The following is a 24,668-nucleotide window of genomic DNA, read 5'->3' on the forward strand; positions in this document are numbered from 1 at the left end:
CCTACACAACTGCGGCATCACTAAAATATTCCGTGAATACTCTTGGTGATTTAAAAACTGACAATCTACCCCGAACAAGTTACGAAGGGTTAACATAAGGAGAACGCCAATGAGTGGTGACTATAGTCGACATCGCTTCAATCCCCGCAATAATTATAGCGGGGTCAAGATGCAACAGGGCCGGGTGCAACTGGACGCCGACTGGAACGAGTGGACCGATGCCATTGATCGACGCACGCGGGCGGAAACGGTAGACACCTTTGGTGTCAGTCTCTCTACCGACATCACTGGTGTAGCGGTGGTGTCGCCGCAAACACCCAGCGCCTTTTTGATCGAGGCCGTGGGCGGTGAGCTTACTATTGGTCCGGGCCGCATGTATGTCGATGGTCTGTTGGCGGAGAACCATGGCGACCCTGACGGCACGCAGCAATTTGATCCGGTATTAGCGGAACTGCGCAGCCAGGACTCGATCGGCTACGATCAACAACCCTATCATCCTAACCCGGTTCCTCTGCCTGCTACCGGCCCGCATCTTGTTTATCTGGAAGTGTGGCAACGGGAAGTGACCCATCTGCAGCGTCCCGACCTGGTGGAAACAGCAATTGGCGTCGACACCACCACCCGTACGCAAACCGTATGGCAGGTGCGTCTGTTGGAGAACGTTGACAACACCATCACCTGCACAAGTCCGGATAGTGCTTTAGCGGCGGCCTGGGATGCTATTATAAGCCCTTCTGCAGGCCGACTTTCCAGCCGCGATGCTGGTGTGTCTGGTGTTACGGATCCTTGCGAACTGCCGCCCAGCGGTGGCTATCGTGGCTTGGAGAACCAGCTGTATCGTATCGAGATTCATGATGGCGGCGGTGTCGGTACCGCAACCTTTAAGTGGTCGCGTGATAATGCCAGTGTCACCGCCAGTGTGGCAGAAATCGTCTCTACTACTGAATTGAAATTGGACAGTCTGGGGCGTGATGCAGTGCTTCGTTTTAACAGCGGTGACTGGGTTGAGATAGTTGATGACTGGCGTGAGCTTTCCGGTGAAGATGGCGACCCCGTACGGCGCGTTGGCGAGATACGAAAAATAACGGTTGATGATGCCAAGCAAACCATCAGCTTCAGTCCGGCTCTGCCAGCCAACCTGATCCCCACCGGCAGCGGTGATGACACCCTAAAACGGCGTCATCTACGCGTCGTTCGTTGGGACCAGAACAATATTGTGCGCGATGCGGATAACAATACCATAGCAAATCTTGTCGATTCCAGCGACCCACTGTATTTTCCCGGCATCATCCCGGTGCCTCCCCCGGATGTTTGGGTACACCTTGAAAATGGCGTCCAGGTACAGTTCAGTCAAGATCCGGCTGCAGGTGGTTTTCACTGCAATGATTACTGGATGGTCGCTGCCCGCAGCGGCGATGCCTCAGTCCAGATCCTGACCGAGGCTCCCCCGCATGGCATTCATCGCCATTATGCTCGCCTTGCGTTGGTCACCTTTCCTGACAATGAAGACGATTGCCGCGAGCACTGGCCACCCGACTGTGGTGGTGGGTGTTGCACCATCATGGTTAATCCCGGTGATAATATTCAGGCAGCGATTAATGCCTTACCCGATGAAGGCGGTTGTATCTGCCTCAAGACAGGCCTACATGAAATCAGAACATCACTGGAAATTCACGCTTCACACATCAAGTTCCATGGTGAAAGCCCTGGTACTGTGGTCAGAGCCGTCACCACGCTGCCCTACATGCTGGAGATTGGCCAAGCCGATCTGGATGTAACCGATATTGAAGTTGTCGGTATTCGTTTTGAAGTAACCCAGCAGCCGGCTTCGTTAGGCGTTTCACTGCTTTTTCTCAATCACTGCGCCGAGGTACGGATTACAGGGTGCGTCTGTGAGGTAGTGTCGGAAAACCCGGCTGCCTATATCGGTCTTTTCATGCGAAGTGTGCGTGATGTGGTCGTTGCAGGCAACCAGCTCAACAACCTGTTCAGCGGCATTCGGGTCAGTGATTATCTGGATAGACTGGTCATCGAGCAAAATCAGGTTTCAGGAATCAGCGTTGCGGTAAATGACGTTGATTCCTCGTTTGGGGAATATGGGATTGTGATTGACAATGATTTTGACGTACCCTGCCGGATTGAGCATAACCAAATAAATCATTTCTGGAGGGGTGTATTGCTAGGCTACGGTACGCGCGATTCTGCAGTGAGAAACAATACGTTTCTTCGCCTCGGTGAGCAATATGAACAAACCATACCCACAACCATTGACGAGCTGCGCAGCTATCTTGACCAACGTTATTATGCCATCGATATCAGCGATGATCACTGCCGTGTTGAAGGTAATCTTATCAATCTCTCTGCTTCGCATTGGGCAGGGATTCATGCCAGGGCGGAACATACCCTGATCGCAGATAATACACTCCGTGCTGCAAGCGAAGTCAGCCCGTTTGCCCCGGTGCCCGGCAGCATCTACTGCAGCGGTCAGATTGATGAAGGGAGCGGATCCGATCACAGCCGCGTGATCAACAACACACTGCTCGGTCCCCAAACCGGTATTATCATCTCGCGTGCCAATGAGGTTGTGGTGGCAGAGAATACGGCCGATGGCATGGGGGCTGGCTGGTTTGGCGTACGGGTGGCGGATAGTAATAATGTCAGTGTCCGGGGCAATACCGTGGAGGATGTTTTTTTCGGGATCTACTTGAGTGGCGGTGCGGGCAGTCATGTTTCCTGCAACCACCTCACACAATGCGGTATGGGGATCTCTTCGTTGTCCGAGAATTATCTCGATGTCGGCAACAATGATCTGGTTGCCTGCTTAATGACCGGTATCGTGCTGGAAGTCGTTGCCACAGCTAAGGTCACCGAAAACCGGCTGATCAATTGTGGGTATAGCGGTGTCGTTTCATTGGGTATTGCCGTGTTTGCCGAGCATATCCTTGTCGAGTCTGAGTCCATGGTTCGGATTGAAGGCAACGATGTGCTGGATACCGGTGTCGACCCCTTCACTAATCAGGGTAGCAGCAACGCCTCGCTTGGTATCGCGGTGCTGTGTGCTTCATGCTCTGTTAGTCATAACCATACCAATTACAGTCAAAATGTCCTGGATCCGGCACTACAACATCGCGCCCTGCTGATGGTGGGACCTCTTGCGCTTCGTTATAACACAGGCGAGGTAACCATTGAATGGATGATTGGAAGCGCAGTGGTGGACGACAACCGTTTCCGTGGTCCGGGGCGTAGTTATCTGGTTGATTTTTTTCCGGTAACCATTAACGACTTTATTGACTTCCGCTTTGAGAAGGTCACCTTCAATAACAATATCTGTGAACACCTCAATGTCGAACCGCAGGAGGACGGCGCCACGGTACGGCTGTGGGGCCGTAACCTGATAGCCATGGGCAACCATGTTAAGGCGAATAGGGGCGTCAACGCCATGTCGCTGGGGAACCGGCATAGGGTGGCGTTGATGGGCAACATAACCACCGGTGGCTATATTCGCGTCGGCACAACTACTCCGGCCCCGCTCACCGATTTTAATATTCGTACGTAAGGAGTTTTGAGATGGAGATCAAAGACTTTAAGCAAGCTTTGGAACTACAGAAAGAACTTTCGGCCAGCTTGGCCGCCAATATTGAGAAACTGGGCAAAGATAAGGCTCCCCCCGTCGCAGAAACGATTAAAGAACAGGAGCAACTGCTCGCCCAGGCCAGAGCCGCGTTGAAGAACAGCAAGAAAGAGAAAGCGTTGGCTGCCAAACGCTGGGAACAGCGGATACAAAAACGCGAGACTGCGGTCGAGCTTCTGCAAAAAGGATTGGAAGATATGAAGAAGAGATTAAAGAAAATTGAAAAAGGGTAGGCCGTAGCAGTAGAAGGGTGCCTGAAAAATGATGGCCATCGCTCTTCCTTAAAATACAATGGGAAGCACCTTCCCTCATCTATCTCGGGCTATTTGATTTTTTGTAATACGGACAAGGAGGCGTTTCGTACTCATGTATCGTACGTCCCTAGCAAGTATGGCTCCTGTCTGTTTTCAGGAGCCTTGTTTTGTCTTACTTAGTTTCTATTAGGAAATCCCGTTCATCCGGATGCGTTGAAGTGCATCGATACCTGCCGGTTGATCAGAACTCAATTCCTTTCTGTGCTTTTATGCCGGACTTGTAGGGATGTTTCACTGCCTGCATTTCAGTAACCAAGTCAGCAGCATCAATAATCTCCGGGAGTGCATCCCGACCGGTAATAACCAAATGTACATCTTCGGGTTTGTTCTTTAATACTTGCAACACCTCTTCTTTTTCAAGCATACCGTATTTCAGAAGATAGGTGAACTCATCAAGGACAACCATTTTATATTTGCCGCTGGATATAGCCTCTTTTGCTTTTTCCCATCCACAGCGGGCAAGCGCTTTGTCCTTTTCAAGGTCATCTGACTTCCAGGTAAATCCTCGCCCCATGACATGGAAATCTATGAGATCATCAAATCGCTTTAGTGCATCCAGCTCGCCATATTTCCAAGATCCTTTGATGAACTGGATGAAGCAGATCGGCATGTTGTTGCCGGCCGCCCGAATACTCAAGCCTATGGCCGAGGTGGTTTTACCCTTTCCATTACCCGTAAAAACAAGTAGGAGCCCTTTTTTTATTATAGCCATCTGCTGATTTTCCTCGTGCGATTCAATGGTTAAATTTTCTTGCTGTGCTTCAAACTTCCAGTAAATAAAGATCCTAGCCCTTCAGCGAATAAAAAATGACTTTGTCTTCACCACGAGCTGTATCTGTTCAGCAGGGGCTATAGTTTTACGAAAATATCAAGTTTCTAAGCCACCACCACTATTAACGTAACCGTTTGGTGATACCATACCCGGGTAGGCTGGATAAGGGTAGCGCATCCACCATTTCCAGACATCGGATTCCGCCTGGATGCGCTGTGCTTTCCCTTGTGTGCAAGTTTCTTGCAAACACAGGGCGTGGCCTGTCAACAAACGCATTTAACTCGAAAATAATTTTTTAAATGAAAAACAGCTCCATTATCTGATAAAATTAGTCATGGTTTTAGCAACCGGTTCAGGGGCGGGAATTTGTTCTTTTCCATGCTCGATAACTCGCATGATCCAGGCCATATTTTTACCGAGTACCTCCATGATCTGCTTGCCTTCCTCATCCTGCTCCATTTCTCCTGGTTTAAGACCATGGGCCACGTTCCAGTAGTTTGAAGACGGCATGATCATTTCGGAGTAGTTGATGTAATGATTAAGGGTTTCAACCGTGGAAATCCCTCCGGATCGCCTGACTGCGGCAACAGCGGCTCCGACCTTGTGCCGGAAAAGGTTGCCGTTGACCGAAGAGACGAAAAACGCTCTGTCTAAAAAGGATTTCATTGTCCCACCAACACCGGAAAAATGGACAGGAGACCCGAGCAGAATGCCGTCGGCCTCCTTTATTTTTTGAATCCACTCATTGACAGGGTCGTTTTTTATGGCACACTTTTCATCTTGATTTTCTACACAGCCGTAACAGGCAATGCATCCCTGTATTTTCTTTTTGCCGACATGGATCATTTCCGTCTCAATCCCTGCATTTTCCAGCTGATCAAGAACGATCTGTAATGAACGGGCTGTATTCCCCTCTTTATTGGGGCTACCATTAAATCCAACAACTTTCATATGCATTCTCCTTTTTCGTGATTTTGATTAATCTCTGAGCCTGTTTAGGCAATTTGTTATTCAATTTTTATTGTTTAAGTATTCGTTTTTGTAGAATTTTTCAAATTTTGAGGCTGCTCCGTAACTAGAAGTTGCTTCAACGAATCTGCTAAACCCTTTCCAACTGAAGGATAAGTGAGCGAGCGTGAGTGGTAGCTTCCATTCCTGCAACACATCCTTCACCGACAGCTTTTGCCATTTGATAAGGAGGTCCTACCATGTCACCGGCTGCATAGATGCCGGTAATACTAGTTTCTTGTATTTTGTTGGTTTCTATATACTTGAATGACTCTGTGTCCAGTTGAACGCCGATTTGGGCGGCCAGGTCCAGTGCTCCTTTTGAACCTAATTCAATGAAAACACCTTCGGTTTCTATCGTTTGTCCGTTTTCAAGTCGCATCGATTCTACAGCATGTTCTCCAACTATTGCTTCGATACCATCAGCGATGTGTTCTACATCGCTTGAGTGTAATTTACTCTCTAACTCCTGGGTAACGTCTAGCTCATTGGCAATAAGGTAGACCTTGGCAGTATAATCGAGCAGGGTGAGGGCACCATCAACGGCTGCGCTCCCGGCAGCCGTTAATGCTACCGTGGCACCGCGGTAGAAATTGGCATCTAAAGTTCACCAGGAGAAAACGAATCTGTGGTTTGTCTGGTTATTTTTTGTGTGCTTTATATCTGCATCTAGTTGAAATGTAGACTTTAATCCAATGATTGTATGAACTCTACTATTTCACTTGGTTCAGGCCTGATAGTATGATCTGGATGTACATCGGTCTTTCTGACAATACCTTTATTATCGATGAGAAACCTTCCTGACATAGGGAGTTCCCACGTATCATTACCATTGAATCGTTGCAAATCGATACCAAAACTGAGGTATATCTCCTTTAGCTTTGCCGGCACTGTAAAGAGCAGGCCAAATGAGTCGGCAACTGTGTTGCCTTCATCTGTGAGGACCGGAAAGGTTAGGTGGTGCTTTTTCACAACCTGTTTTGTGTATTTTCCCAGTTGGGGGGAAATCGCAATAAGTGAGCCGCCAAGTTTTTGTACTTGGCCATAGACTTCCTGCAGAGCTTCCAGCTCCACGTTGCAGTAAGGTCACCAGATTCCCCTATAAAAATTGATCGCCAGTGGACCTTTGCTAAGAAGATCCTTACTGCTGACTAACTGTCCTTTTTCATCGGGAAGTGAGAAGTCAGGAAGCGTTTCACCAACCTTTAGTGCGTTGTCAGCGATTCCAGCCTGGATAAGATTTTCAACCTCTTGAAGCAGAGTGGCAACAACCTCAGGGGGTCTTGTTGCCATAGACTCCTTTTTCATTGCACTCAGTTTCTCTTGTAATGTCATGTTGGCCTCCATGGTGTTTAAGCGAATTTGCTGCCGACATCATATATTTTATCGTAAGCAGCGTTTCGTTATCATTGAGCATTTTAGTTAAGGGGCCAGCTTGATAAATGAGCTTCCATCCCTTCTTTTCCATGTAAATCTGCAACCAGTAATTGCTGTAGGGAGTCCATCAGATGAGAGGCCACGCCGGTGAGCACTGTTGCAAAGTGAATCATGGAGTAACCCATACCCCATAAGCAGACACGGCAGAAAATGTCGCATAGTCGAGGACTTTTTCGCGGGTTATCAAAATCTGTTTTTTTAACGATCAAGAAACATAATAATTGCTTAATTCTTTGATTGTTAACAAAAACACGTTGAATATTTAATCAACTTAAGCGGGGAGGATAGCATTGTCAATATTTTTTTGAATGATCACTCAAAATGATTAGCTTGCCTTCTCACAGTGATTACACTGTTGTTGTAAGAAAATACTCAATTTAATTTGTACCTTTTATCAAATGGATAAAGGTAATTGTTTACCATTTTCGACTATCCGACTGTTCGGCGTGGATGTGCTGCACTGCGCTTGTCGACTCTACGTACTTTAATGGTCACTGATGATGACGAAAAGGGAAAATCGGTAAACGATTACGATATTCACAATCGGTGCGTGGGCCTCACCTCGGCAAGAGAAGGAGGTGTTCTTTTTCATTCGTTCAATGGCTGGTAATGATAGCCTATTTTGTAAAAGCTATTAGCTTGACTGGGTAATCAAATTGGCGCGTAGTTTTTTGAGTGATTATTCAAATGGGTGTGGTATGCTTCCTGACATTATTTAGCGAAGATCTAGTCCGGATTTTTCATCAGTTCAGGGCCCATATGGACTGACCTTCGGTGAGTATTTTGGTAATTTTGTACTTTGTTGATGTTGAAGCATGATGCTGAAATTACTACTTTTTAATAAAATACAATCGCAATATAAGGATACGAGGTAAGGCAATGGCAAGGGCTCAGTTTGATAGAAACGAAGTTATTGAAAAATCGATCGAGCTGTTTTGGCAAAAAGGTTTCAATGCTTCATCAATGGAGCAGGTTGTGAAAAGAACCGGCCTCAAACCTGGCTCTATTTATTATTCCTTTGGTAACAAGGAAGCCTTGTTCCGTGAATCGTTGGAAAGTTATGCCCGAAAACGAGCAGCTCACTTACATAAAATATTGGATGCAGCGCCAACAGTCGGCGAAGGGCTATGTACGATTCTTGAGGAAGTCGTCGAGGAGTCGGCTAAAGAAAATTATTGTAGTTGCTTCCTTGTCAAAACAAGGCTTGAATTAGCTGCCGAAGGAAATGAACTCTATAAGTACGCGTCCGCAAAATTGGATGAAGTGGAAGCGCTTCTGGAGAGTTACCTTAAAAAGGAATATAGTAAAAAAGTGAGTCAGCGACGTGCTACCAGCCTCATGATGCACATCTTTGGGGTAAGAGTTTATGGCTATCGAGAAGGGTGTGTTGAGCGTATGCGACAAGGGCTGAGAGAAGGGCTGCCTTGGCTCCCCTGGAAGTAAGTCGGCAGTGTTGAGGAGAAGATGTTACCAGATTGCCTTTATTTTTTACAGTTTATCTGTCCACCGTTTTACAGAAGGAATAATCCAATTTACCATTAGCCCGGATTATATAAAGAATGCTCGTAATTATTGGATACATTCCAACTGCTTGTCACGCCAGGTCTGGGGAAAACTTACTGCTTTATCGTTAATAATTTTTTTTAATGTTTCAATAATGCCGTTGGTGTCGATCAAGGTTCCATATATATCAAATGCAAGTGTGGTCATGGTCGAGAAATTTCGGTTATTTAAATTGAAAGCAAAGGGCGACCGCTATACCGGGAGACAGGTTTAATAAGGCTGTCTTTTTTGAGTGGTGGCTTATTTCGCGGTTTGGTTATCCAGCCATAAAGTCAAAAGCTGACATTTTGGTGACAGGTCCAACGTGCGCATTTTTAACAAAAGCACTTGGTTGATTGTGTTAGGCGCAGCAGGTAGATTCGTGCGAAGCTTTATTAGGGCATAACCTGGGCGGTATATGGCAATATTGTCCCCTTAATACCTTTTCCGGTTTGGGGGCGGGAGGGAAGACGTCAAGTGTAAGGCGAAGGTAGTCGTTAATGTTTGCTGGTTTACTCTTCTCGAGTTCCCTTTGTTTGGACCTGGAAACCAGAGCTTCCCTGGCAAATTCACAGCTTCGCACCTGGGTGTAGTTAGTTTTGAGTAGTGTATGGCGATGTTTTTTTGCCAGATTCAACGCTAGCTCATTGATCTCCAGTTTTTGCTCTGCCATATCTTTGAGTATCCTCGCAGACGGTGTTTTCGCGGGATCTTTGAGTTTTTGATGTTGATGGTGCAGTGCCTTTTGGTATTTCATGCTTTGGGCTGGCTTGTCGAGTAAGCGTGCAACCTCACTCAGGTCGGAAAAAAGTTCTTCGCCCCATTTTTTCAGCGATCTGGGGCGCTCTCCATCCTGCAGTATCACGGATACGTCTCGGCCGCAGGTTGCAACCTGCTGCATATTTTTTTTAGCAGTACATTGCTGTTGCCAAGAAAAAGCAGGGCTTTCTTTCAGCAGGCAATAGGTCAGAAAGATATCTAAAAAGTAGATTTGTTCGAGGTCTATCCCTGTTTCTGCGTAGGGATTGACATCCAGAGAACGCACTTCGACATATTGGACGCCTCTAGTTTGTAGCGCATCGGAGAGTCGTTCACCGGGTCTTGTGACCCGTTTGGGGCGGATAGGCGCATAGAGTTCGCCTTCTATCTGGAGCGTATTGGTGTTGAGTTGCTGGTATTCGCCGTGCCGCATCACGCCAATTTTTTCAAACACGGGATTGGGCTGGCTTGTTGCTTGGCGTAACCCGCTGATAAATGCAGGGAGGCTGTTGTAGCTGATAGCCAGATTGTCTTGGACCTGAGTGTTATAGCCAAGCTTGCTCATTCTTAAGGACGTTGCATGGGGAAGATAATGACTTGACCGTCCTATATTCTCCAGCGGTAATGTACTGCGCGTGTGCGTCAGAAATGAAGAATCCACAACCGGCGAAGCACCAAAAAGGTATGGTACCAGCCAGCCAAAACGTAAAAAATTGCGGGTTAGCGCAAGGTAGCTTTCCGAGATAAAATCCTGAAGCGGTTGCTTGTCATCTTTAATCTGCTGCCATACCGGCCAGAAGTGATCGGGCATGGAGAAATTATAATGCACTCCGGCGATAGACTGCATCATGCTGCCGTAACGGTTTTTCAGCCCTTGACGATAAATGGTCTTTGTCTTGCCTACATCGGAGTTGCCATAACGCGCCAGCGTAATATCCTCTTCTGCTGCAATCGTGCACGGCATGCTGAGCGGCCAGAGCAACTCCTCGCCGATATGGTGATAGACATGTCGATGGATGTCGGCCAGGGTTCCGAGCGATTTTTTCGCATTAGTGTCCACCGGCGTGATAAATTCCATTAATGCTTCGGCATAGTCGGTGGTTATCCACTGATGGGTCAGTGGTGAACCGAGTGATACAGGGTGGGCGGTTGAAGCCAAGCTGGAATCACCATTGACCCGGAGAGATTCTTTTTCAATACCGCGGCGAATTCCATTTAGAGCTGCTGAATATTGGGAACGCGAGAATGATTCCAGCGTGTTTTGCCATGACTGCTTCAAGTTCGAACTCCTGTTCAGCTTGACCGAGGTCAAGCATAGTAAAAGCTGGTTGCAGATTTAGAAAATAAAAAAGATAAATATTTGAATATAATGAATAATATTTATCTTGGTCATCCTCTTTACCAGGTTCCCTTGTTTTCCATGGAGGCCCATGGCTCCCTGACCGGCAATTTTTCTCCCTCTTGGAGCAGTTCAATGGAAATTTGATCGGGGGTACGAATAAATGCCATATGACCATCTCTTGGGGGCCGTAGGATGGTAACCCCTTTGTCCATTAACATTTGACAGTACTCATAGATATTCTCGACACTGAACGCTAAATGACCAAAATTTCTACCTTCACTGTAAGCAGTATCCTGGTCCCAGTTGTAGGTAAGCTCCACTTCAGGCTCTCCTGGAGCCGTTGCCAGGTAGACAAGGGTGAAGCGCCCGTCTTCATAGTCTTTTCGCTTTGTTTCAACCAGATCAAGTTTTTGTGTAAAAAAATCAAGAGACTGGTCAAGATCTTGTACTCTTACCATTGTATGTAAAAATTTCATTTTTTCTCTTTATTGAAAATTGATGTCGATGCTTATGCGCTACAGCGTCAGACTCGTATAATTTATATTTATAAAATAATGCATCATCAGGAAGATGCAAAAAAGCTTTGCATTGTTGCTCGCCCATAGCCTGTGCAAGGACAGTTGAGTGGACCATTTTTCAGTATCTGAGCAAGGTAAGTTGGAGGGAGGTGTCTGTCAATGCTTGCTTGAATGGTTAATCAAGTTGAAGGCCTGCGTCGTTATCTAACTGTTTGATATCTTGAAGGTAAAAAAATATTTCGTGGGGGTGTTGAGTTTTAATGTGATGGAAACGACGATAATAACCAATAAAACGGTTGTTTTTCAGGAAATGAAAGTTGTTTATTTTGAGTTTTGCAGCGCTGTTTTAAGGAAATTTTGAAATGTTTTCTCGGTGTGGTACCAGCGATTTACTTCCCAACCAAAATCAGCGGTTTAAAAGTCGACACCATCATCGGTTGAAATCCAGCCACAGATAATCTCCTTCTTCATTTTCTTACGTTTTTCATCCAATCCTGATGCATATCAGGTGTCTTTTCTTCTATTTTTTCCTTTGTAGTTTCTTCTTTTTCTTTTTTTCGACGTGCACATCCCTCAACCCGCGGAGGAGAGAGTGAAGACTTGCACATTTCGATGCGTCTGTTGCAGAAGGATTCTACCAAGGAACCCAAGAGTGCATAACCAGAAGTATTGTGGAGCCAAGGCTTGTCAGCGAGCAAGAAAGAGCAAATGGCAAAGAGAAAAACAGCAGACCGATCCAGATCACCGGGCCAACAAATGCGAGAGCCAGCGGGCCTGGCAGAGGAAAAATCCCTTCTATTGGCAACAGTATCGTCAAAAAAATCCGAATTATTGCGAGCAAAACCGAAAACTGCAACGGGTACGGGACAAGGCCGCGCGCCAGTCAGTCCCGGTGAAGGAGAATCTTGCAAAGATGGATACGTTAGAAAGCCTTTTAAACGATACATCAATGACATATTTCATTTCTGCCGACAGCGGGAATCTTGCAAAGATGGACGCGTTAGCTGTAAAAATAGTCCCAACAACAGCGATATAGGCGATCTTGCAAAGAAGGACTCGATAGTCTTCCGGTAATACATGCGATATCGTAGTGAAAAACGGAGGTCTATCATGCGAAATCCACTTATTATTGAACGTGTCAGGACAATCAGCGGCAGCTTTGCCTTTATCGAGCACCGTTTTCTCCGCCATGGTTTCTGGAGCAGCCTCTCTCATCAAGAGCTGCTGCTCTATTTTTTTCTGGTCATGGTGGCTGACCGGCAGGGGCTGTCTTTTTATTCCTACGACAAAATCTGCACCCTGCTAACCATCAATGTCGATGAATACATTCTTGCCCGGGACGGGCTCCTCAGCAAAAACCTGTTGGCCTTTGACGGCACCTTATTCCAGGTGCTTTCCCTTCCGCCTGAACCTGTACACCAAACGCGGTTACTCCAGAATGAGGAAGATATGCGACGGGAAGATCCGGCAACCATCCATCAGCTTGTTCGGCAATTCAAGGAGGGAAGGACATGATCAGCAGGCGAACGGCACTTGAAATCCTGCAGCTTAAAAAAGAGGGGTTTTCCCAACGCAGCATTGCCAGACAACTGCAACTCGACCGGCAGACCGTGGCGAAATATCTGCAGGACGACAGACCGATGCCTGCCGAGAGGACTGCCAAAAAATCCAAACTCGACCCTTATCGCGAAATGATAGGTGAAATGGTGGATAGCTGCCCGGACATCAAGGCACCGGTAGTACTGCGGAAAATACGGGAGAATGGGTTCACTGGCGAGATCACCATTGTCAGGGCCTTGCTCAGACAATTGCGGGGGCAGCAGGCTCAGCGCCAACCGTTCATCCGCTATGAATCCGAACCAGGTGAGCAGGTACAGATTGACTGGGGCCACTTCCCCTCCCTGAGCTATGGCGCCGGGCATAGAAAACTGTATGCCCTTGCGGTGGTTGAAGGTTACAGTCGTATGCTCTACGTCTATTTCTCCCACAGTCAGAAGCAGGAATATCTGCATCAAGGTTTGCTGGAAGCATTCACCTACTTTGGCGGCACTTCAAGAGAAATCGTGGTCGATAATATGCTCACCGCAGTGACCGAGCGAGTCGGCTCTGTGGTTCGTTTCAATGAGGCTTTCCTCGTGTTTCTCAGCAAGTTCGGCATCCTTCCGCATGCCTGTACAATTCGGTCGCCTTACGAAAAAGGGAAAGTAGAGAATGCGATCAAATACCTGCGTACCAATTTCTGGCCTCTGCGGGAATTCAGCAGCTTGAGTGATGTTCAGGACCAGGTGCATCAATGGCTGGACACTGTAGCCAACGTTAGGAAGCACGCTACCACATCTCAACGGCCGATTGACCGGTTGCATAACCTGCGTCCACTTCCTGAGCCCTTACCTGACTGTCGACAGACTGCATCTCTCAAGGTGCATAAAGACTTCGGTGTGCGCTTTGACACCAATGTTTATTCCGTACCGCCATGGGCCATCGGCAAACAGGTCACCCTCAAGGCAGACAACTCTCTCATCTCAATCTATCTCAAAGAAAAACTCATCGCCTGCCACAGCCGCTGCTGGGAAAGACAGCAGCGAATCGAAGTGCCAGGTCATCGGGAACAGGTGAAAAAAATCAAAAAACGGCTGCTTCAAGATCGACAGGTAGTGGTCTTCCTCTCTTTGGGAGAGGTGGCGCTCCAGTATCTCGAGCGCTTGAACTCACTGCGCCTGCCAATCAGAAAAAATATCGCAGCCCTCCTGATACTGCGCGATGAGTTCGGAGACAGTTCCCTTATCTACGGATTGAAAAAGTCATTGGAGAAAAATGTCATCGGTGCTGATTACGTCCGCAATATCCTCTATCAGGAGATGACTCCGACCAGCACTCATCTGCCGGTACGGCTCAAACAGGAGGACCTTAATGCAATCAGGCTCACAACTCCGGCTTTGGCCGAATACGACGCTATCGCCCTCAAGAGGAGATCAAACAATGGTTGACGAGATAAAAAAGAAATTCAAGGTACTGCGTCTCACACACTGTGCTGAAAATATCGGAGAACTACTGGAACAGGGAGCGCAGAAAAATCTTTCGACTTTGCAAACCATTCACAGGTTGCTCGACTTGGAGATCGAAAAACGCCGCCAGGGAAAGATCCTGCGCTGCTTTAAACAGTCGAAGCTTACCGAACAACCCACCATCGATCAGTTTAACTTTGATCACCATCCTTCCCGCAAGAAACAGAAGGCAGTTATCCTTGGCATGATCGACCTCGAGTTTATTCACCGCAAAATGGATATCATACTGATCGGCAACCCCGGTGTCGGTAAAAGTCTGTTGGCCAAGACTATTGCCTACGCATCCACCCAGGCTGGCATAAAAACTCTGTTCACCTCGGCAATGGACATGATCAATCAACTGGTCGCCGCCCAGGAAAACAATACCTTGCTGAGTAAACTCAAAACGTATCAAAATCCGGATCTACTTGTCTGTGACGAGATAGGTTATCTCCCGCTTGGCCAACAGGGTTCAAATTTGTTTTTCCAGGTTATCAGTGCCCGGCATGAGCAGAAGTCCACCATCATAACGACCAATCTGCCATTCGCACAATGGGGAACCATTTTTGACAGTACCACCGTGGCCACAGCAATAGCCGACCGTCTTGTCTATAACTCGGAGATCCTTGTCATGGAGGGGAAAAGCTATCGCAAAAGAGCATAAGGAGTAAAAATACAACTTCTGGATACTATGGAGGAAATGTCGTCAAGACATCATTCTGAAACGCACAGCTGCGACCAGCCGTTGTTGTGGCTGATTTTTAATCGCTGTTTTTGGTGGGTTTTTGTTCCGCTGATTACACTCGGTGAGGGTAGGGATTTTATCCTTAAGCTGAATCAGTGATATTGTATTGATAATTTCTTGTTTGTGGGTGGTGATGGGCATGATATTTCGGGTGTGCATCTGGTTTGAGGTGATGACACCCAGTCCAATATCATTTTCAATTGCCGCCAGAACGGCCTGAACACTATCCACTGTCAGCACCACTTTGACTTTTGCCGACTGTTTATCAAAATGATGCTTAAACCAGCCGTTTATGGCCAGGGAGTTGTTGTCATACGAAATGAAATCCTGTTTGAGAAGAGTGTTAACAGAGAGGTCATCGTTGAGATGCTGATGGTAATACGATGTAGAGCACGCAAGGATGATTTCTTCATCTAGGATGGCCTCAACATGGTATTGATCAAGATTGCCGGCAGAGGATTTTTGGTTGAGAAAGAGGTCTACAATAGCGAAGTCCAACTCTCCGGCTGCTATCAATTGTAAAAGTGTTTCCTGGTTACCCAAGGCTAGAGAAAAGGTCACATTGGGATAATTTTTTCTGAACTGACTGATTATCCGTGGCAGATAGGTCTTCCCAAATTCTACTGGAACTCCCAGGCGCAACATTCCATATGGCGTGTTCTTGCCAATGATGAAATTTTTCAAGCCCTCTTCCAGTTCAAGGAAAAATGGTTCCAGAATGTGAATAAGTGTTTTGGCTTCAGCTGTTGGGATGAGTTTTTTGTGTATCCGGGTAAAAAGGCGTGTTTGTATCTCAGCTTCCAGATTTTTTAAATTCTGGCTGATGGCGGAGGGGGTGACATTGAGTTCTTTTGCCGCATGACTGATGCTGTTGCAGGTGTAAATATAGTAGAAAACCTTTAACTTATTTAAGTCAATTGTTTTAAGCATGAATTAACCTGTGGTTTATAATGTTTAACTTTTATTTATTCATCATCGCTATTACTTTGTCAATCGTCACTTTTGAGGATTGCGAAAGTAGCCCCGCGTATACAAGGATAATTGGTTGCAATGTTTCGGCGTAAAGCCTGTTGGGTGCCACTTTAAGAGTTTTTATGATGAGGTTAAAAGAATGAAAGATTGGAGTATGGAGACAAAGGCGGTGCAGAGCGGCTATTCGCCGAAGAACGGAGAACCACGTGTTGCCCCCATTGTTCAGAGTACCACCTATAAATACGATAGCTGCCAAGCCATTGCAGATCTTTTTGACTTGAAAGTTGCCGGCCATATGTATTCACGGATCAGCAACCCTACGGTCGAGGTCTTTGAGAATAAGATGGCTGCGCTTGAAGGTGGGATCGGGGCTCTTGCCCTTTCTTCCGGGCAGACTGCCTCCACCATTTCGGTTCTCAATATTTGTGAAGCCGGCGATCATTTCGTTGCCCTTTCAACCCTCTACGGTGGAACGTTCAATCTCTTTAAACATACAATGAAAAAACTTGGGATTGAGGTGAGCTTTGTCGATCCCGAAGCCTCTGCTGAAAAAGTGAAACAGTCGTTTCAATCCAATACCAAACTCCTTTTTGGCGAGAGCTTGTCAAACCCTGGAACCGATATGCTGAATTTTGAAAAATTTTCAGCAATTGCCAAAGAAATGGATGTTCCTTTTATCGTGGATAACACGTTTCCCACACCTTATCTCTGCAATCCTCTGCAACTGGGAGCTGATATTGTCATTCACTCAACAACAAAGTATGTGGATGGCCATGCCACAAGTGTTGGCGGGATGATCGTGGATGGAGGAACTTTCAATTGGGCAAACGGCAAGTTTCCCGGCATGACTGAGCCTGATGAATCGTATCACGGCCTGAGTTATGTGGATACCTTTGGCCCGAACGCCTATATCGTCAAGGCAAGGGTGCAGTGGGTTCGTGATGTTGGTTGCTATATGAGCCCCCAGAATGCTTTTCTTTCTAACAAGGGCTTGGAAACACTGCATCTTCGCATGGAGCGACACAGTGAAAATGCCCTCAAACTGGCAGAGTATCTAGAAAAGCATGAAAAGGTTACCTGGGTAAAATATCCTCGTCTGGAAAGTGACCCTAATTATGAGCTCTGTGTCAAGTATATGAAGGCCGGCAGCGGTGTCTTAACCTTCGGTGTACAGGGTGGCAGTGCCGCTGCTGAACGTGTGATGGATGCACTGCAGCTTGCTGAACGAGTTGTTCATGTGGCTGATGTGAGAACCGGCGTTCTCCATCCTGCAAGCATGACCCACCGTCAGCTGAGTGAAGAGGACCAGCTCAAGGCTGGTGTTTTACCTGAGTTAATACGGGTCTCTGTAGGGATTGAGGGTGTTGACGACATTATTGCCGATTTTTCCCAAGCTCTGGAAAAACTGTAGATGCACACTGGCATGATAAGACGAGACCTACTTTTGCTACCCGCTTACAATACATAATCCGATATGTTTATTATAGATGAACCGTATATTTCAGATGTGGCAGAGAAATTTCTGGTTGAATCGCAAATGCCGTTGCTGGCAAATGATTTTGCAAGTCAATCCGTTTCTTCTGCGGCCAATTTCATTTCTTCAGCAGAGGCTGCCTTACACCTGGAAAAAGAGAATTTCAGATGGGTATACAGCAACAGTGAGAATGCAATATCCTGGATTACAGAAACTTTTGGTGCCGATTCTGATCTGGCCAAAAAAATTGACGTGTTTAAGGATAAAGCAAAATTCAGGAAATCCACTGCTTCCCTTTTTCCAGATATCACTTTTCGTAAAGTACCAGCCACGGAAATTGCAACGCTCACTTTTGAAAGTATTGGCCGACCTTTTATTATCAAGCCTAATGTGGGATTTATCAGCGCCGGAGTCCATCGGGTCGATACTCCCGCAGAATGGGAGGCGGTACAGGCGAAGATCTGTCAGGAGACAGAAGCTACCGCCTGCGCCTTTCCTGGTGAGGTCATAAACAGTGACACATTTGTTGTAGAGTCAATTATCGAAGGAGAAGAGTATGCTGTTGATGCCTACTTTGATGAGGACAACAAGCCTGTTGTTCTCAACATCCTTTACCACCGATTTAGTAGCGAGCAGGATATGAGCGATCGGCTCTATGTTACCTCTGCAAAGATCATTGAAGAAAGGCTTGAACCTATTGAGGAATTTCTCACAGATATAGCTGCACTTGGTGACTACAAAGGGCTTCCCGTCCACGCCGAAATCAGAATCGATAAAGAGGGGCGGATTCGGCCCATTGAGATCAATCCTTTGCGTTTTGCCGGATGGTGTTCAACAGATATCGCCTATTATGGATATGGCCTGAATGTTTATGAGCATTTTGCAAACAGAACACGGCCTGATTGGGCAACGCTCTTAAAGGGAAAAGAATCTGCAACCTATGCCATGGGTGTGGTTGAACGGGCGAGCACGCTGAGCGATGAGCAGGTTTTTGATTATGGAGCATTTGAAAAGCTCTTTAGCTCGCTCATCACACTTCGCAAAATGAACTATCGAACCTTTCCGCTCTACGCCTTCGCCTTTTTCGAGGTCTCCCCTGAGACGGAAGAGGAACTTGATTTGATATTGAGCATGGACCCGAGCCGCTTTGTTCGAGATGCAAACTAGGCCGGATTTCTCATCAGTACTTAGGGTGGATGCGCTACGTTTGTCCACCCTACACAACTTTGACCCTGTTCAACTATTCCTTTAACCCTGTTGGTGGTTTAGAAATTTGGGCTAGCCCTTAATTAGCTAAACCCAGGCCGCAATTCATATCTTCCATTTTTCAGCGGCTTTTTGCTCGACGGCAGGATCTTCTTCCATCGGTGTAGTGTGGTGCGGTTTGCGCCTGGCGTCTGTTACCAAAGACTCATTACATCCCCAATGTTTGGCTTCGTAGGATGCCTGCAGTCCATAGGTATCTTGGCTTGGATTGGAGCGCAGAAAACAAACCCAGAGAAAATTATCCAAATTTTTTGCACAAAAGTCACTTTCATCCACTAAAACGATCCATGCGATTCCATGTTTGGAAAAAAGTTCTGGATTCAAGGTATCCATTTCGGTGCAGAATTGTTCCACTTCTTGCGTGCGATCTTCTCTTGCACCATACTGTACTTTCCCTTCCCCCAAAGTATAAGAGGGAGCTTCTATTACACAAATTCCTGGGAGGATAATACGGGGATTACTATATCCATCCGGCAGGAGCAGTCCTGCGGGGAGCTGACCGCAAAGCTCATTTCGTTTTTCACCGGCAACTGCAACGACGAGCTTAGAGCCTTTATGCAGGGCGTGGCCTGTATAATCCAGGGTATCCATTGTCGTATTGGTCTGAAAATGGAGATCTTCCCGCCAGTCCACTCGTTGCAAAACATGCTGAAAATAAGACCTGACATCCGAGGCAACAAGTTTTGGATTGTCTTCACCGGCACAGATAAACAAGTATTTTGCCAAAGAAACTTGATTGAAACCAAGGAGCGCATTGGCTTGGGTTAATATTTCCCGGGGTTCTCTTCGGTCATAGGGAACATATCGCTCAGATCCAATGGCTAAGAGCAGGCTGTGTACACCGGCGGCATCCACGGCATGAACTTCACGAACCCCTTTCACCTGGGTGGGAAGAATATCGCCGGTTAACCGGTGAACAAATTTACCAAATATGCTGTCTTCCTGGGGAGGTCTCCCTACCACCGTAAAAGGCCACACCGCGTTTTTGCGGTGAAAGACTTTCTCAACCTTCAGATAGGGGAAAGGATGTTCTAGTGAGTGATATCCCAGGTGATCGCCAAATGGGCCTTCCGGTTTTGTATCTGCCCCAACTGTTCCTAAAATACAAAAATCCGCATCTGCTGATACGACCCAACCATCAATTAAAGTGTAACGAAAACATCTTCTCGCAAGCATTCCTGCAAAGGTAAGCTCGCTCATTCCCTCCGGCAACGGCATCATGGCCGCAACAGTATGAGCTGGTGGACCGCCAACAAAAACACTCACTTTAAGCTCCTTGTCGGCTTCTATTGCCTGGGTATGATGAATGCCAATCCCTCGGTGAATTTGGTAGTGCAACCCAACTTCATCATCACCATATTCATTGCCTGACATTTGCACCCTGTACATACCCAGATTGGATTTTAAAATGTTCGGCGTATCTGCAGGGGGGAGAGAGCATACCTGGGGAAGAGTGATAAAACTCCCGCCATCCAGGGGCCAGGAATGGATCTGAGGGAGGTCCTGTATACGACATTCACATTCTAATACTGGTAACTTGTTCTTCCATGCGGAGTTCATACCAGCTGTGACGTCACTTAAACGAACTGCTTTTGGCAAGCCGGAGCGAACATGTCGGGGGAGAGAATGAAGGGCGGTTCGGGGAAGGGTAAACCATTTTCCGGGCTGTTTCAGAAGAGGGAGTGGATCACTCCAGGCTTCCAGGAAAAGCTGCAAAGGTTTTCGTGAGCTCCGGAAAAGATACTCCATACGCTCTATGGTTCCAAAAATATTGGAAGCTCCCGGGAAATTAGAGCCTTTAATATTCTCAAACAAAATGGCGGGACCATTTTCCCGATGTACTTGTCGATGGATGGCGGCTATTTCAAGATAAGGGTCGACCTCTTCTTCTATCCTTAGCAGTTGACCGATTCGCTCCAGATCATCGATACATTCCAACATGGATTTATACATGAACTACCCCTTAGCGTATGAAATGAAAAGTATTGTGAAAAATTGAAGAGAGCATTTGCATTGCAGATCAAACAAAATATACTCACCTGTACATAATTTTTTATAATAAAGTCTGCGCCCATAACTATTCAGACCTGTCCCTGCCCTTATAGCATGGAAACGGGTGGAGAATAGCTAAAAGGACAGAGAGGGTAAAGAAGAAACCATCCTAATCAATCAGCGGTTATTTTTCAGAAATAGTTGTTATTCAACGAGTAACAAATAACCTCGCCTTAACCTCGATTTGTAACAGCGCTGCAATACTCCAGCTGCGTACAATCAGACTTGATAACTAGAAAAATGCTATGTTTTGCTGCCTGATCGTGCGCAGAGGTAAGCGCAGGCCAGGTGGGATAGTGCCCAATAGTTGCGCCTTTACGTCCTTTCGTTCAGTCTGTTTAGAGGCTTCAGCAGTGCAGTCATTTACGTTGCTCGGACAGCCGAAACACCCTCCTGTAAAGTTCAATTAATAATTGTAATCATTTTTTTCTAAAATTATTCATAAGCAGTTTTCTTCTTCAATCTGCCAGGCTCGACGCAGTTTGCGTAGCAATTTGTTTTCATATTATAGAAAATCAGCAAATTGCTTGATGCCATAGTTCAACAACTTTTTTACGCCTGCAGCATATCCTGTTGCAATACCGGCAAATGAGCGCACTGTTTCAAGATTGGCTGTATCGAGTTCTCTTTTCATCGCACACACAGGGACTTTTTTTCTCGACGAAGCAGGAGCGCTACCGCCTGCTGCCCAGGTGCGATTGTTGCGGGTCTTGCAGCAGCAGGAAATTGAGCGGGTCGGAGGAACCAAGTCGATCCCTGTCAATGTACTGGTCATTAGCGCCACCCATCGCAATCTGGTAGAAATGGTCCAATCGGGCCGTTTTCGCCGTGATCTTTGGTCCCGGCTCAATGTTTTCCCCATCCTGATTCCACCACTGCGGCAGCGAATAGAAGATATCCCGGCGCTTGTGGCCCATTTTCTAGATCATAAGAGAAAAAATTATTAAACTGCTCAATTTCGGTTGATTGCTGCTCACTTGCCTATTCGCTGCTGTTATGAGCATGTATTTCAAGATATTCTTTTAAGGAAAAGGAAAAGGAAAAGGAAAAGGAAAAGGAAAAGGGGGGAGGTGTACGATTACGACTTTGAGATGGAGACACGCGACCACGAACTACTGCGCAAGCGATTCGCAGTTGGCGGGGAGACAGTTAACGAGGCCGGGGCGCGCATTGACCCGGATAAATGCACGGCCTGCGGTGAGTGTTACGAGGCGTCTACTTTCAAGGCCATCGAGGAAGGTGATGCCTATAGTGTGCGAGGCGAACGCTGCGACGAGTGCGGTAGTTGTATTTTAAAATGTCCTGTGGGTGCTATTGAGCTTTCAAATACGATGTAAGCCTGTGCATCAAAGGCTCTGACAAAAAGCCCTGTGGCTCATTCCGCAGGGCTTTCTCCGATAACTTTTCTAAAAATATCAACGGACAGATTATTCTCTGAGTTTGCTATTCTTCTACAGGTACGAGAATAATTTGTTCGTCAGTGATAGATGTTTGAACTGGGTATCCTGATTTTGCCCACTCAGCCATGCCTGTGGCTACGGCAACCGCATTTTTATAGCCAAACTCATTCAGTTGCTTGGTTGCAAGGGCTGCACGTGCACCAGACTTGCAGTACACGTAAATTTTTTCATCTTTACCGGGCACAACGGACCAGATGCTAAATTCTAAAAGCCCTCTTGAGACATTGATTGCACCGGGAATATGAACGGCCTCATATTCCCTAGGGGTCCGAACATCCAGCAAAACTATATCTTCCTCCGCATCAAGAACCCTTTTCAGCTCTGTGATTGGAACTTGTTTGGTACTATTACGTGCTTCCTGGACCAATGTTCCGGTTGGATTTTCCATCCATTTCGGCTGCTCAGCTAAAGCATTGCCGGTAAAGAAAAATAGGCTAATGGTACAAAACACATAAACAATAACTTTTTTCATAGTGATCTCCGCAAAATAAATGAGAGTCGGTTTCAGATATTGATCTCACTACACACTCGACTAATGGGGCTCCTTGCATAAGATTTTTAATCATGCTACCCCTTGCTTTCAATGCTTCGCGTATTACTTCATATGATAGACATCACATACTACAGACATTAAAGACTATCAATGGGAATGCAAATTAATTTGTACCTATTCATCGAATATCTAAAAACCGTCGTCGGCTTAGGTGCACCACATAACAGTGAGTAGCTTCCGAAATTCGTTAGGATGCCTACCTCACCGGAAAACAGCCAATGGTAAACAGCGTTTTACGGATAAGATGAAAGCTACAATCGATACAGCGGCAGGAAGAACTTTATACAGGATGCGTCTTGCCGTCGGTAAATCGGTGGTTGCTTATATCCGGTTTGTTCTTTGACTCGATCGCTTTACACTACAGGGTATAGATAAAGTAAAGACCCCGTGGAATCCATTATCCATTATCCACAATCTGAAAAAAATCCATCGCTATGGTAAAGATTTTTTCAGAGTAAGGCAGTGGGACGACAAATGACAGAGCCCTCTGTTAATACACTGAAAAAAGGCCTCTGAAAACACAAAAGAGTGCTCAATTGGAGCTATAGCACCATAGGCCTTTTCGAAAAATTATCGAAGAGTCAGGAGCAGTCGGCCATATTAGAAGACTTTTTCTACAGGCTCATTAGCATTTTTTTGGCACTAATAAAGCACGACTAAACACAAACCCGTGGGCAAAGGGGGGAGATCATGGCAAATATAGTTATCTGTGCAGATGGAACCTGGAATCGGCCGGAAGAAGACATCGAAAAGGATTTCCCGACTAATGTGTTGAAATTATCTCGATCCATTAAACCTGCCGCCAATGGTATTAAACAGCATGTCTTTTACGATTGGGGGTTAGGCTCTTATCACAGTAATGTGAGTGCTGGTGCGACTGGTCGTGGAATTCACAAAAACATAACGGATGGTTACCGCTATATCGTTCAGAACTATGCGCCCGATGACAAGATATTCCTTTTTGGCTTCAGCCGCGGCGCATATACAGTAAGGGCCTTGAGCGGCCTTGTTAATAATTGTGGTATTTTAAAGCGCTCTGATGCTCAGCTTATTGCCGAAGCCTTTAAGATCTATAAGAGCCCACTGAAGAAAAATCGACCAAACGAAGTTGCTGCTAGGCAGTTCAGAGAGACGCATAGCCACCCCTCGCGCAATGTCCATTTTGTAGGTGTTTGGGATACTGTTGGCGCTTTAGGTATTCCTTTCAGTTTGATGGGATTATTTGAGAGCCATGATGAGTTCTATGATACAAAAATGGGGGCAAACGTAGCAATTGCCCGCCACGCTATGGCAATTGATGAGCAGCGTGAGGATTTTGAGCCCACAATCTGGCATCCCAGGCCCGGAGTCGATTTAAAACAAATTTGGTTTGCAGGAGTGCATGCTGACGTTGGAGGGTCATACCCACCTGACAAGAAAACAGGAATCCGGGCATCTGACACTCCTCTTGAGTGGATGCTGGACGAAGCGGAGGTCGCCGGTTTGTTTGTTGAACAACATCTTAAGGCCTCTATAACTGATGGTGGTCTTGGAAAGTTACACAGATCCCGCAAGCATGTTTACCGACTCAAATCTCCCCTGCATCGACCTTTGGTTGTCAAAGGTAAACCTATCAAAATACACCCTAGCGTGAAAAGTCGGTACGAGGCAGACTCCAGCTACCGACCGCCAAATTTAAAAGCTTTGGTAGAAAATTACGGTTGGAAGAACTTAGATGTGGGCGTATGACTCTACCCCGAACTGGATTTGTTCAGCATGGCTCGAAATGTTGACAATCTT

The 24,668-nt window shown here is 46.4% G+C and carries 23 protein-coding genes and 2 pseudogenes; 13 read left to right on the plus strand and 12 right to left on the minus strand.

Annotated elements, in window-relative coordinates:
• The first annotated feature begins 109 nt into the window (after positions 1–109).
• Positions 110–3,556, plus strand: coding sequence for a DUF6519 domain-containing protein (locus ACHZCY_RS15895; RefSeq protein ID WP_319549601.1), 3,447 nt, complete (start codon positions 110–112; stop codon positions 3,554–3,556).
• Between the two features lie 11 nt (positions 3,557–3,567).
• Positions 3,568–3,864 carry a hypothetical protein gene (locus tag ACHZCY_RS15900; protein WP_205221998.1) on the plus strand — a complete coding sequence of 99 codons (297 nt, stop codon included), beginning with the start codon at positions 3,568–3,570 and terminating at the stop codon, positions 3,862–3,864.
• A gap of 262 nt (positions 3,865–4,126) precedes the next feature.
• On the opposite strand, the gene cobO is transcribed toward ACHZCY_RS15900, so the two are convergent.
• The 6 genes and pseudogenes from cobO to ACHZCY_RS15930 all read right to left on the minus strand — a co-directional run bounded on the left by cobO (position 4,127) and on the right by ACHZCY_RS15930 (position 7,275).
• Entirely contained in the window at positions 4,127–4,729 is a 603-nt protein-coding gene (cobO, locus tag ACHZCY_RS15905) for a cob(I)yrinic acid a,c-diamide adenosyltransferase (protein ID WP_319550224.1), read from the minus strand.
• Between the two features lie 303 nt (positions 4,730–5,032).
• Positions 5,033–5,668, minus strand: coding sequence for a flavodoxin family protein (locus tag ACHZCY_RS15910; protein ID WP_319549602.1), 636 nt, complete (start codon positions 5,666–5,668; stop codon positions 5,033–5,035).
• Positions 5,669–5,816: 148 nt separating this feature from the next.
• Positions 5,817–6,272 (minus strand): annotated as a pseudogene (locus tag ACHZCY_RS15915) (NAD(P)/FAD-dependent oxidoreductase); the annotation flags it as partial.
• Positions 6,273–6,412: 140 nt separating this feature from the next.
• A complete protein-coding gene (locus tag ACHZCY_RS15920) occupies positions 6,413–6,799 on the minus strand; it encodes a redoxin domain-containing protein (protein WP_319549603.1) in 387 nt (128 codons plus the stop codon).
• A 12-nt stretch (positions 6,800–6,811) separates the two neighbouring features.
• Positions 6,812–7,060: a redoxin domain-containing protein gene (locus ACHZCY_RS15925; RefSeq protein WP_205221994.1), complete on the minus strand. Its 249-nt coding sequence runs from the start codon at positions 7,058–7,060 to the stop codon at positions 6,812–6,814.
• 83 nt (positions 7,061–7,143) lie between these two features.
• The gene (locus ACHZCY_RS15930; RefSeq protein WP_319549604.1) at positions 7,144–7,275 is read right to left on the minus strand and encodes a hypothetical protein; all 132 of its coding nucleotides are present in this window, start codon (positions 7,273–7,275) and stop codon (positions 7,144–7,146) included.
• A 299-nt stretch (positions 7,276–7,574) separates the two neighbouring features.
• On the opposite strand from ACHZCY_RS15930, the gene ACHZCY_RS15935 reads away from it, so the two are divergent.
• Together ACHZCY_RS15935 and ACHZCY_RS15940 are read left to right on the plus strand one after the other, a co-directional pair.
• Positions 7,575–7,772: a hypothetical protein gene (locus ACHZCY_RS15935; protein ID WP_319549605.1), complete on the plus strand. Its 198-nt coding sequence runs from the start codon at positions 7,575–7,577 to the stop codon at positions 7,770–7,772.
• Between the two features lie 269 nt (positions 7,773–8,041).
• The gene (locus tag ACHZCY_RS15940) at positions 8,042–8,605 is read left to right on the plus strand and encodes a TetR/AcrR family transcriptional regulator (RefSeq protein WP_205221993.1); all 564 of its coding nucleotides are present in this window, start codon (positions 8,042–8,044) and stop codon (positions 8,603–8,605) included.
• 126 nt (positions 8,606–8,731) lie between these two features.
• Here the strand turns inward: ACHZCY_RS15940 and ACHZCY_RS15945 are convergent, their stop codons facing one another.
• The 3 genes from ACHZCY_RS15945 to ACHZCY_RS15955 form a co-directional block, all read right to left on the minus strand.
• Entirely contained in the window at positions 8,732–8,872 is a 141-nt protein-coding gene (locus ACHZCY_RS15945; RefSeq protein WP_205221992.1) for an HAD family hydrolase, read from the minus strand.
• 193 nt (positions 8,873–9,065) lie between these two features.
• A complete protein-coding gene (gene gshA, locus ACHZCY_RS15950; RefSeq protein ID WP_319549606.1) occupies positions 9,066–10,742 on the minus strand; it encodes a glutamate--cysteine ligase in 1,677 nt (558 codons plus the stop codon).
• 119 nt (positions 10,743–10,861) lie between these two features.
• Positions 10,862–11,281: a VOC family protein gene (locus ACHZCY_RS15955; RefSeq protein ID WP_319549607.1), complete on the minus strand. Its 420-nt coding sequence runs from the start codon at positions 11,279–11,281 to the stop codon at positions 10,862–10,864.
• Positions 11,282–11,975: 694 nt separating this feature from the next.
• Here ACHZCY_RS15955 and ACHZCY_RS15960 point away from each other — a divergent pair.
• From ACHZCY_RS15960 to istB, 4 genes are all read left to right on the plus strand, one after another.
• On the plus strand, positions 11,976–12,359 hold the full coding sequence (locus ACHZCY_RS15960) for a hypothetical protein (protein ID WP_319548963.1): 384 nt from the start codon (positions 11,976–11,978) through the stop codon (positions 12,357–12,359).
• A gap of 74 nt (positions 12,360–12,433) precedes the next feature.
• Complete coding sequence (locus ACHZCY_RS15965; RefSeq protein WP_319548962.1) at positions 12,434–12,838, plus strand: hypothetical protein; 405 nt, start codon at positions 12,434–12,436, stop codon at positions 12,836–12,838.
• Entirely contained in the window at positions 12,835–14,310 is a 1,476-nt protein-coding gene (gene istA, locus ACHZCY_RS15970; protein WP_319549144.1) for an IS21 family transposase, read from the plus strand. Before ACHZCY_RS15965 ends, istA begins: the two co-directional genes overlap by 4 nt.
• On the plus strand, positions 14,303–15,031 hold the full coding sequence (istB, locus tag ACHZCY_RS15975) for an IS21-like element helper ATPase IstB (RefSeq protein WP_319549145.1): 729 nt from the start codon (positions 14,303–14,305) through the stop codon (positions 15,029–15,031). Before istA ends, istB begins: the two co-directional genes overlap by 8 nt.
• A 42-nt stretch (positions 15,032–15,073) precedes the next feature.
• Here the strand turns inward: istB and ACHZCY_RS15980 are convergent, their stop codons facing one another.
• Complete coding sequence (locus ACHZCY_RS15980) at positions 15,074–16,042, minus strand: LysR family transcriptional regulator (RefSeq protein WP_319549608.1); 969 nt, start codon at positions 16,040–16,042, stop codon at positions 15,074–15,076.
• 181 nt (positions 16,043–16,223) lie between these two features.
• Between ACHZCY_RS15980 and ACHZCY_RS15985 the strand changes: the two genes are divergently transcribed.
• On the plus strand, positions 16,224–17,495 hold the full coding sequence (locus tag ACHZCY_RS15985) for an O-acetylhomoserine aminocarboxypropyltransferase/cysteine synthase family protein (protein WP_319549609.1): 1,272 nt from the start codon (positions 16,224–16,226) through the stop codon (positions 17,493–17,495).
• Positions 17,496–17,558: 63 nt separating this feature from the next.
• Positions 17,559–18,725 carry an ATP-grasp domain-containing protein gene (locus ACHZCY_RS15990; protein ID WP_319549610.1) on the plus strand — a complete coding sequence of 389 codons (1,167 nt, stop codon included), beginning with the start codon at positions 17,559–17,561 and terminating at the stop codon, positions 18,723–18,725.
• 144 nt (positions 18,726–18,869) lie between these two features.
• On the opposite strand, the gene ACHZCY_RS15995 is transcribed toward ACHZCY_RS15990, so the two are convergent.
• Positions 18,870–20,777, minus strand: coding sequence for a UbiD family decarboxylase (locus ACHZCY_RS15995; RefSeq protein WP_319549611.1), 1,908 nt, complete (start codon positions 20,775–20,777; stop codon positions 18,870–18,872).
• Between the two features lie 677 nt (positions 20,778–21,454).
• Here ACHZCY_RS15995 and ACHZCY_RS16000 point away from each other — a divergent pair.
• Both ACHZCY_RS16000 and ACHZCY_RS16005 read left to right on the plus strand, forming a co-directional pair.
• A pseudogene (locus ACHZCY_RS16000) lies at positions 21,455–21,814 on the plus strand (sigma 54-interacting transcriptional regulator); the annotation flags it as partial.
• Between the two features lie 153 nt (positions 21,815–21,967).
• Positions 21,968–22,213, plus strand: coding sequence for an ATP-binding protein (locus tag ACHZCY_RS16005; protein ID WP_319549613.1), 246 nt, complete (start codon positions 21,968–21,970; stop codon positions 22,211–22,213).
• A gap of 106 nt (positions 22,214–22,319) precedes the next feature.
• Here ACHZCY_RS16005 and ACHZCY_RS16010 read toward each other — a convergent pair whose 3' ends face one another.
• The gene (locus ACHZCY_RS16010; protein WP_205221984.1) at positions 22,320–22,808 is read right to left on the minus strand and encodes a rhodanese-like domain-containing protein; all 489 of its coding nucleotides are present in this window, start codon (positions 22,806–22,808) and stop codon (positions 22,320–22,322) included.
• A 768-nt stretch (positions 22,809–23,576) separates the two neighbouring features.
• Between ACHZCY_RS16010 and ACHZCY_RS16015 the strand changes: the two genes are divergently transcribed.
• Positions 23,577–24,617: a DUF2235 domain-containing protein gene (locus tag ACHZCY_RS16015; protein WP_394713445.1), complete on the plus strand. Its 1,041-nt coding sequence runs from the start codon at positions 23,577–23,579 to the stop codon at positions 24,615–24,617.
• The last annotated feature ends 51 nt before the right edge of the window (positions 24,618–24,668 follow it).

The organism is Desulfogranum marinum, from assembly GCF_963675105.2.
GTDB lineage: Bacteria > Desulfobacterota > Desulfobulbia > Desulfobulbales > Desulfobulbaceae > Desulfogranum > Desulfogranum marinum.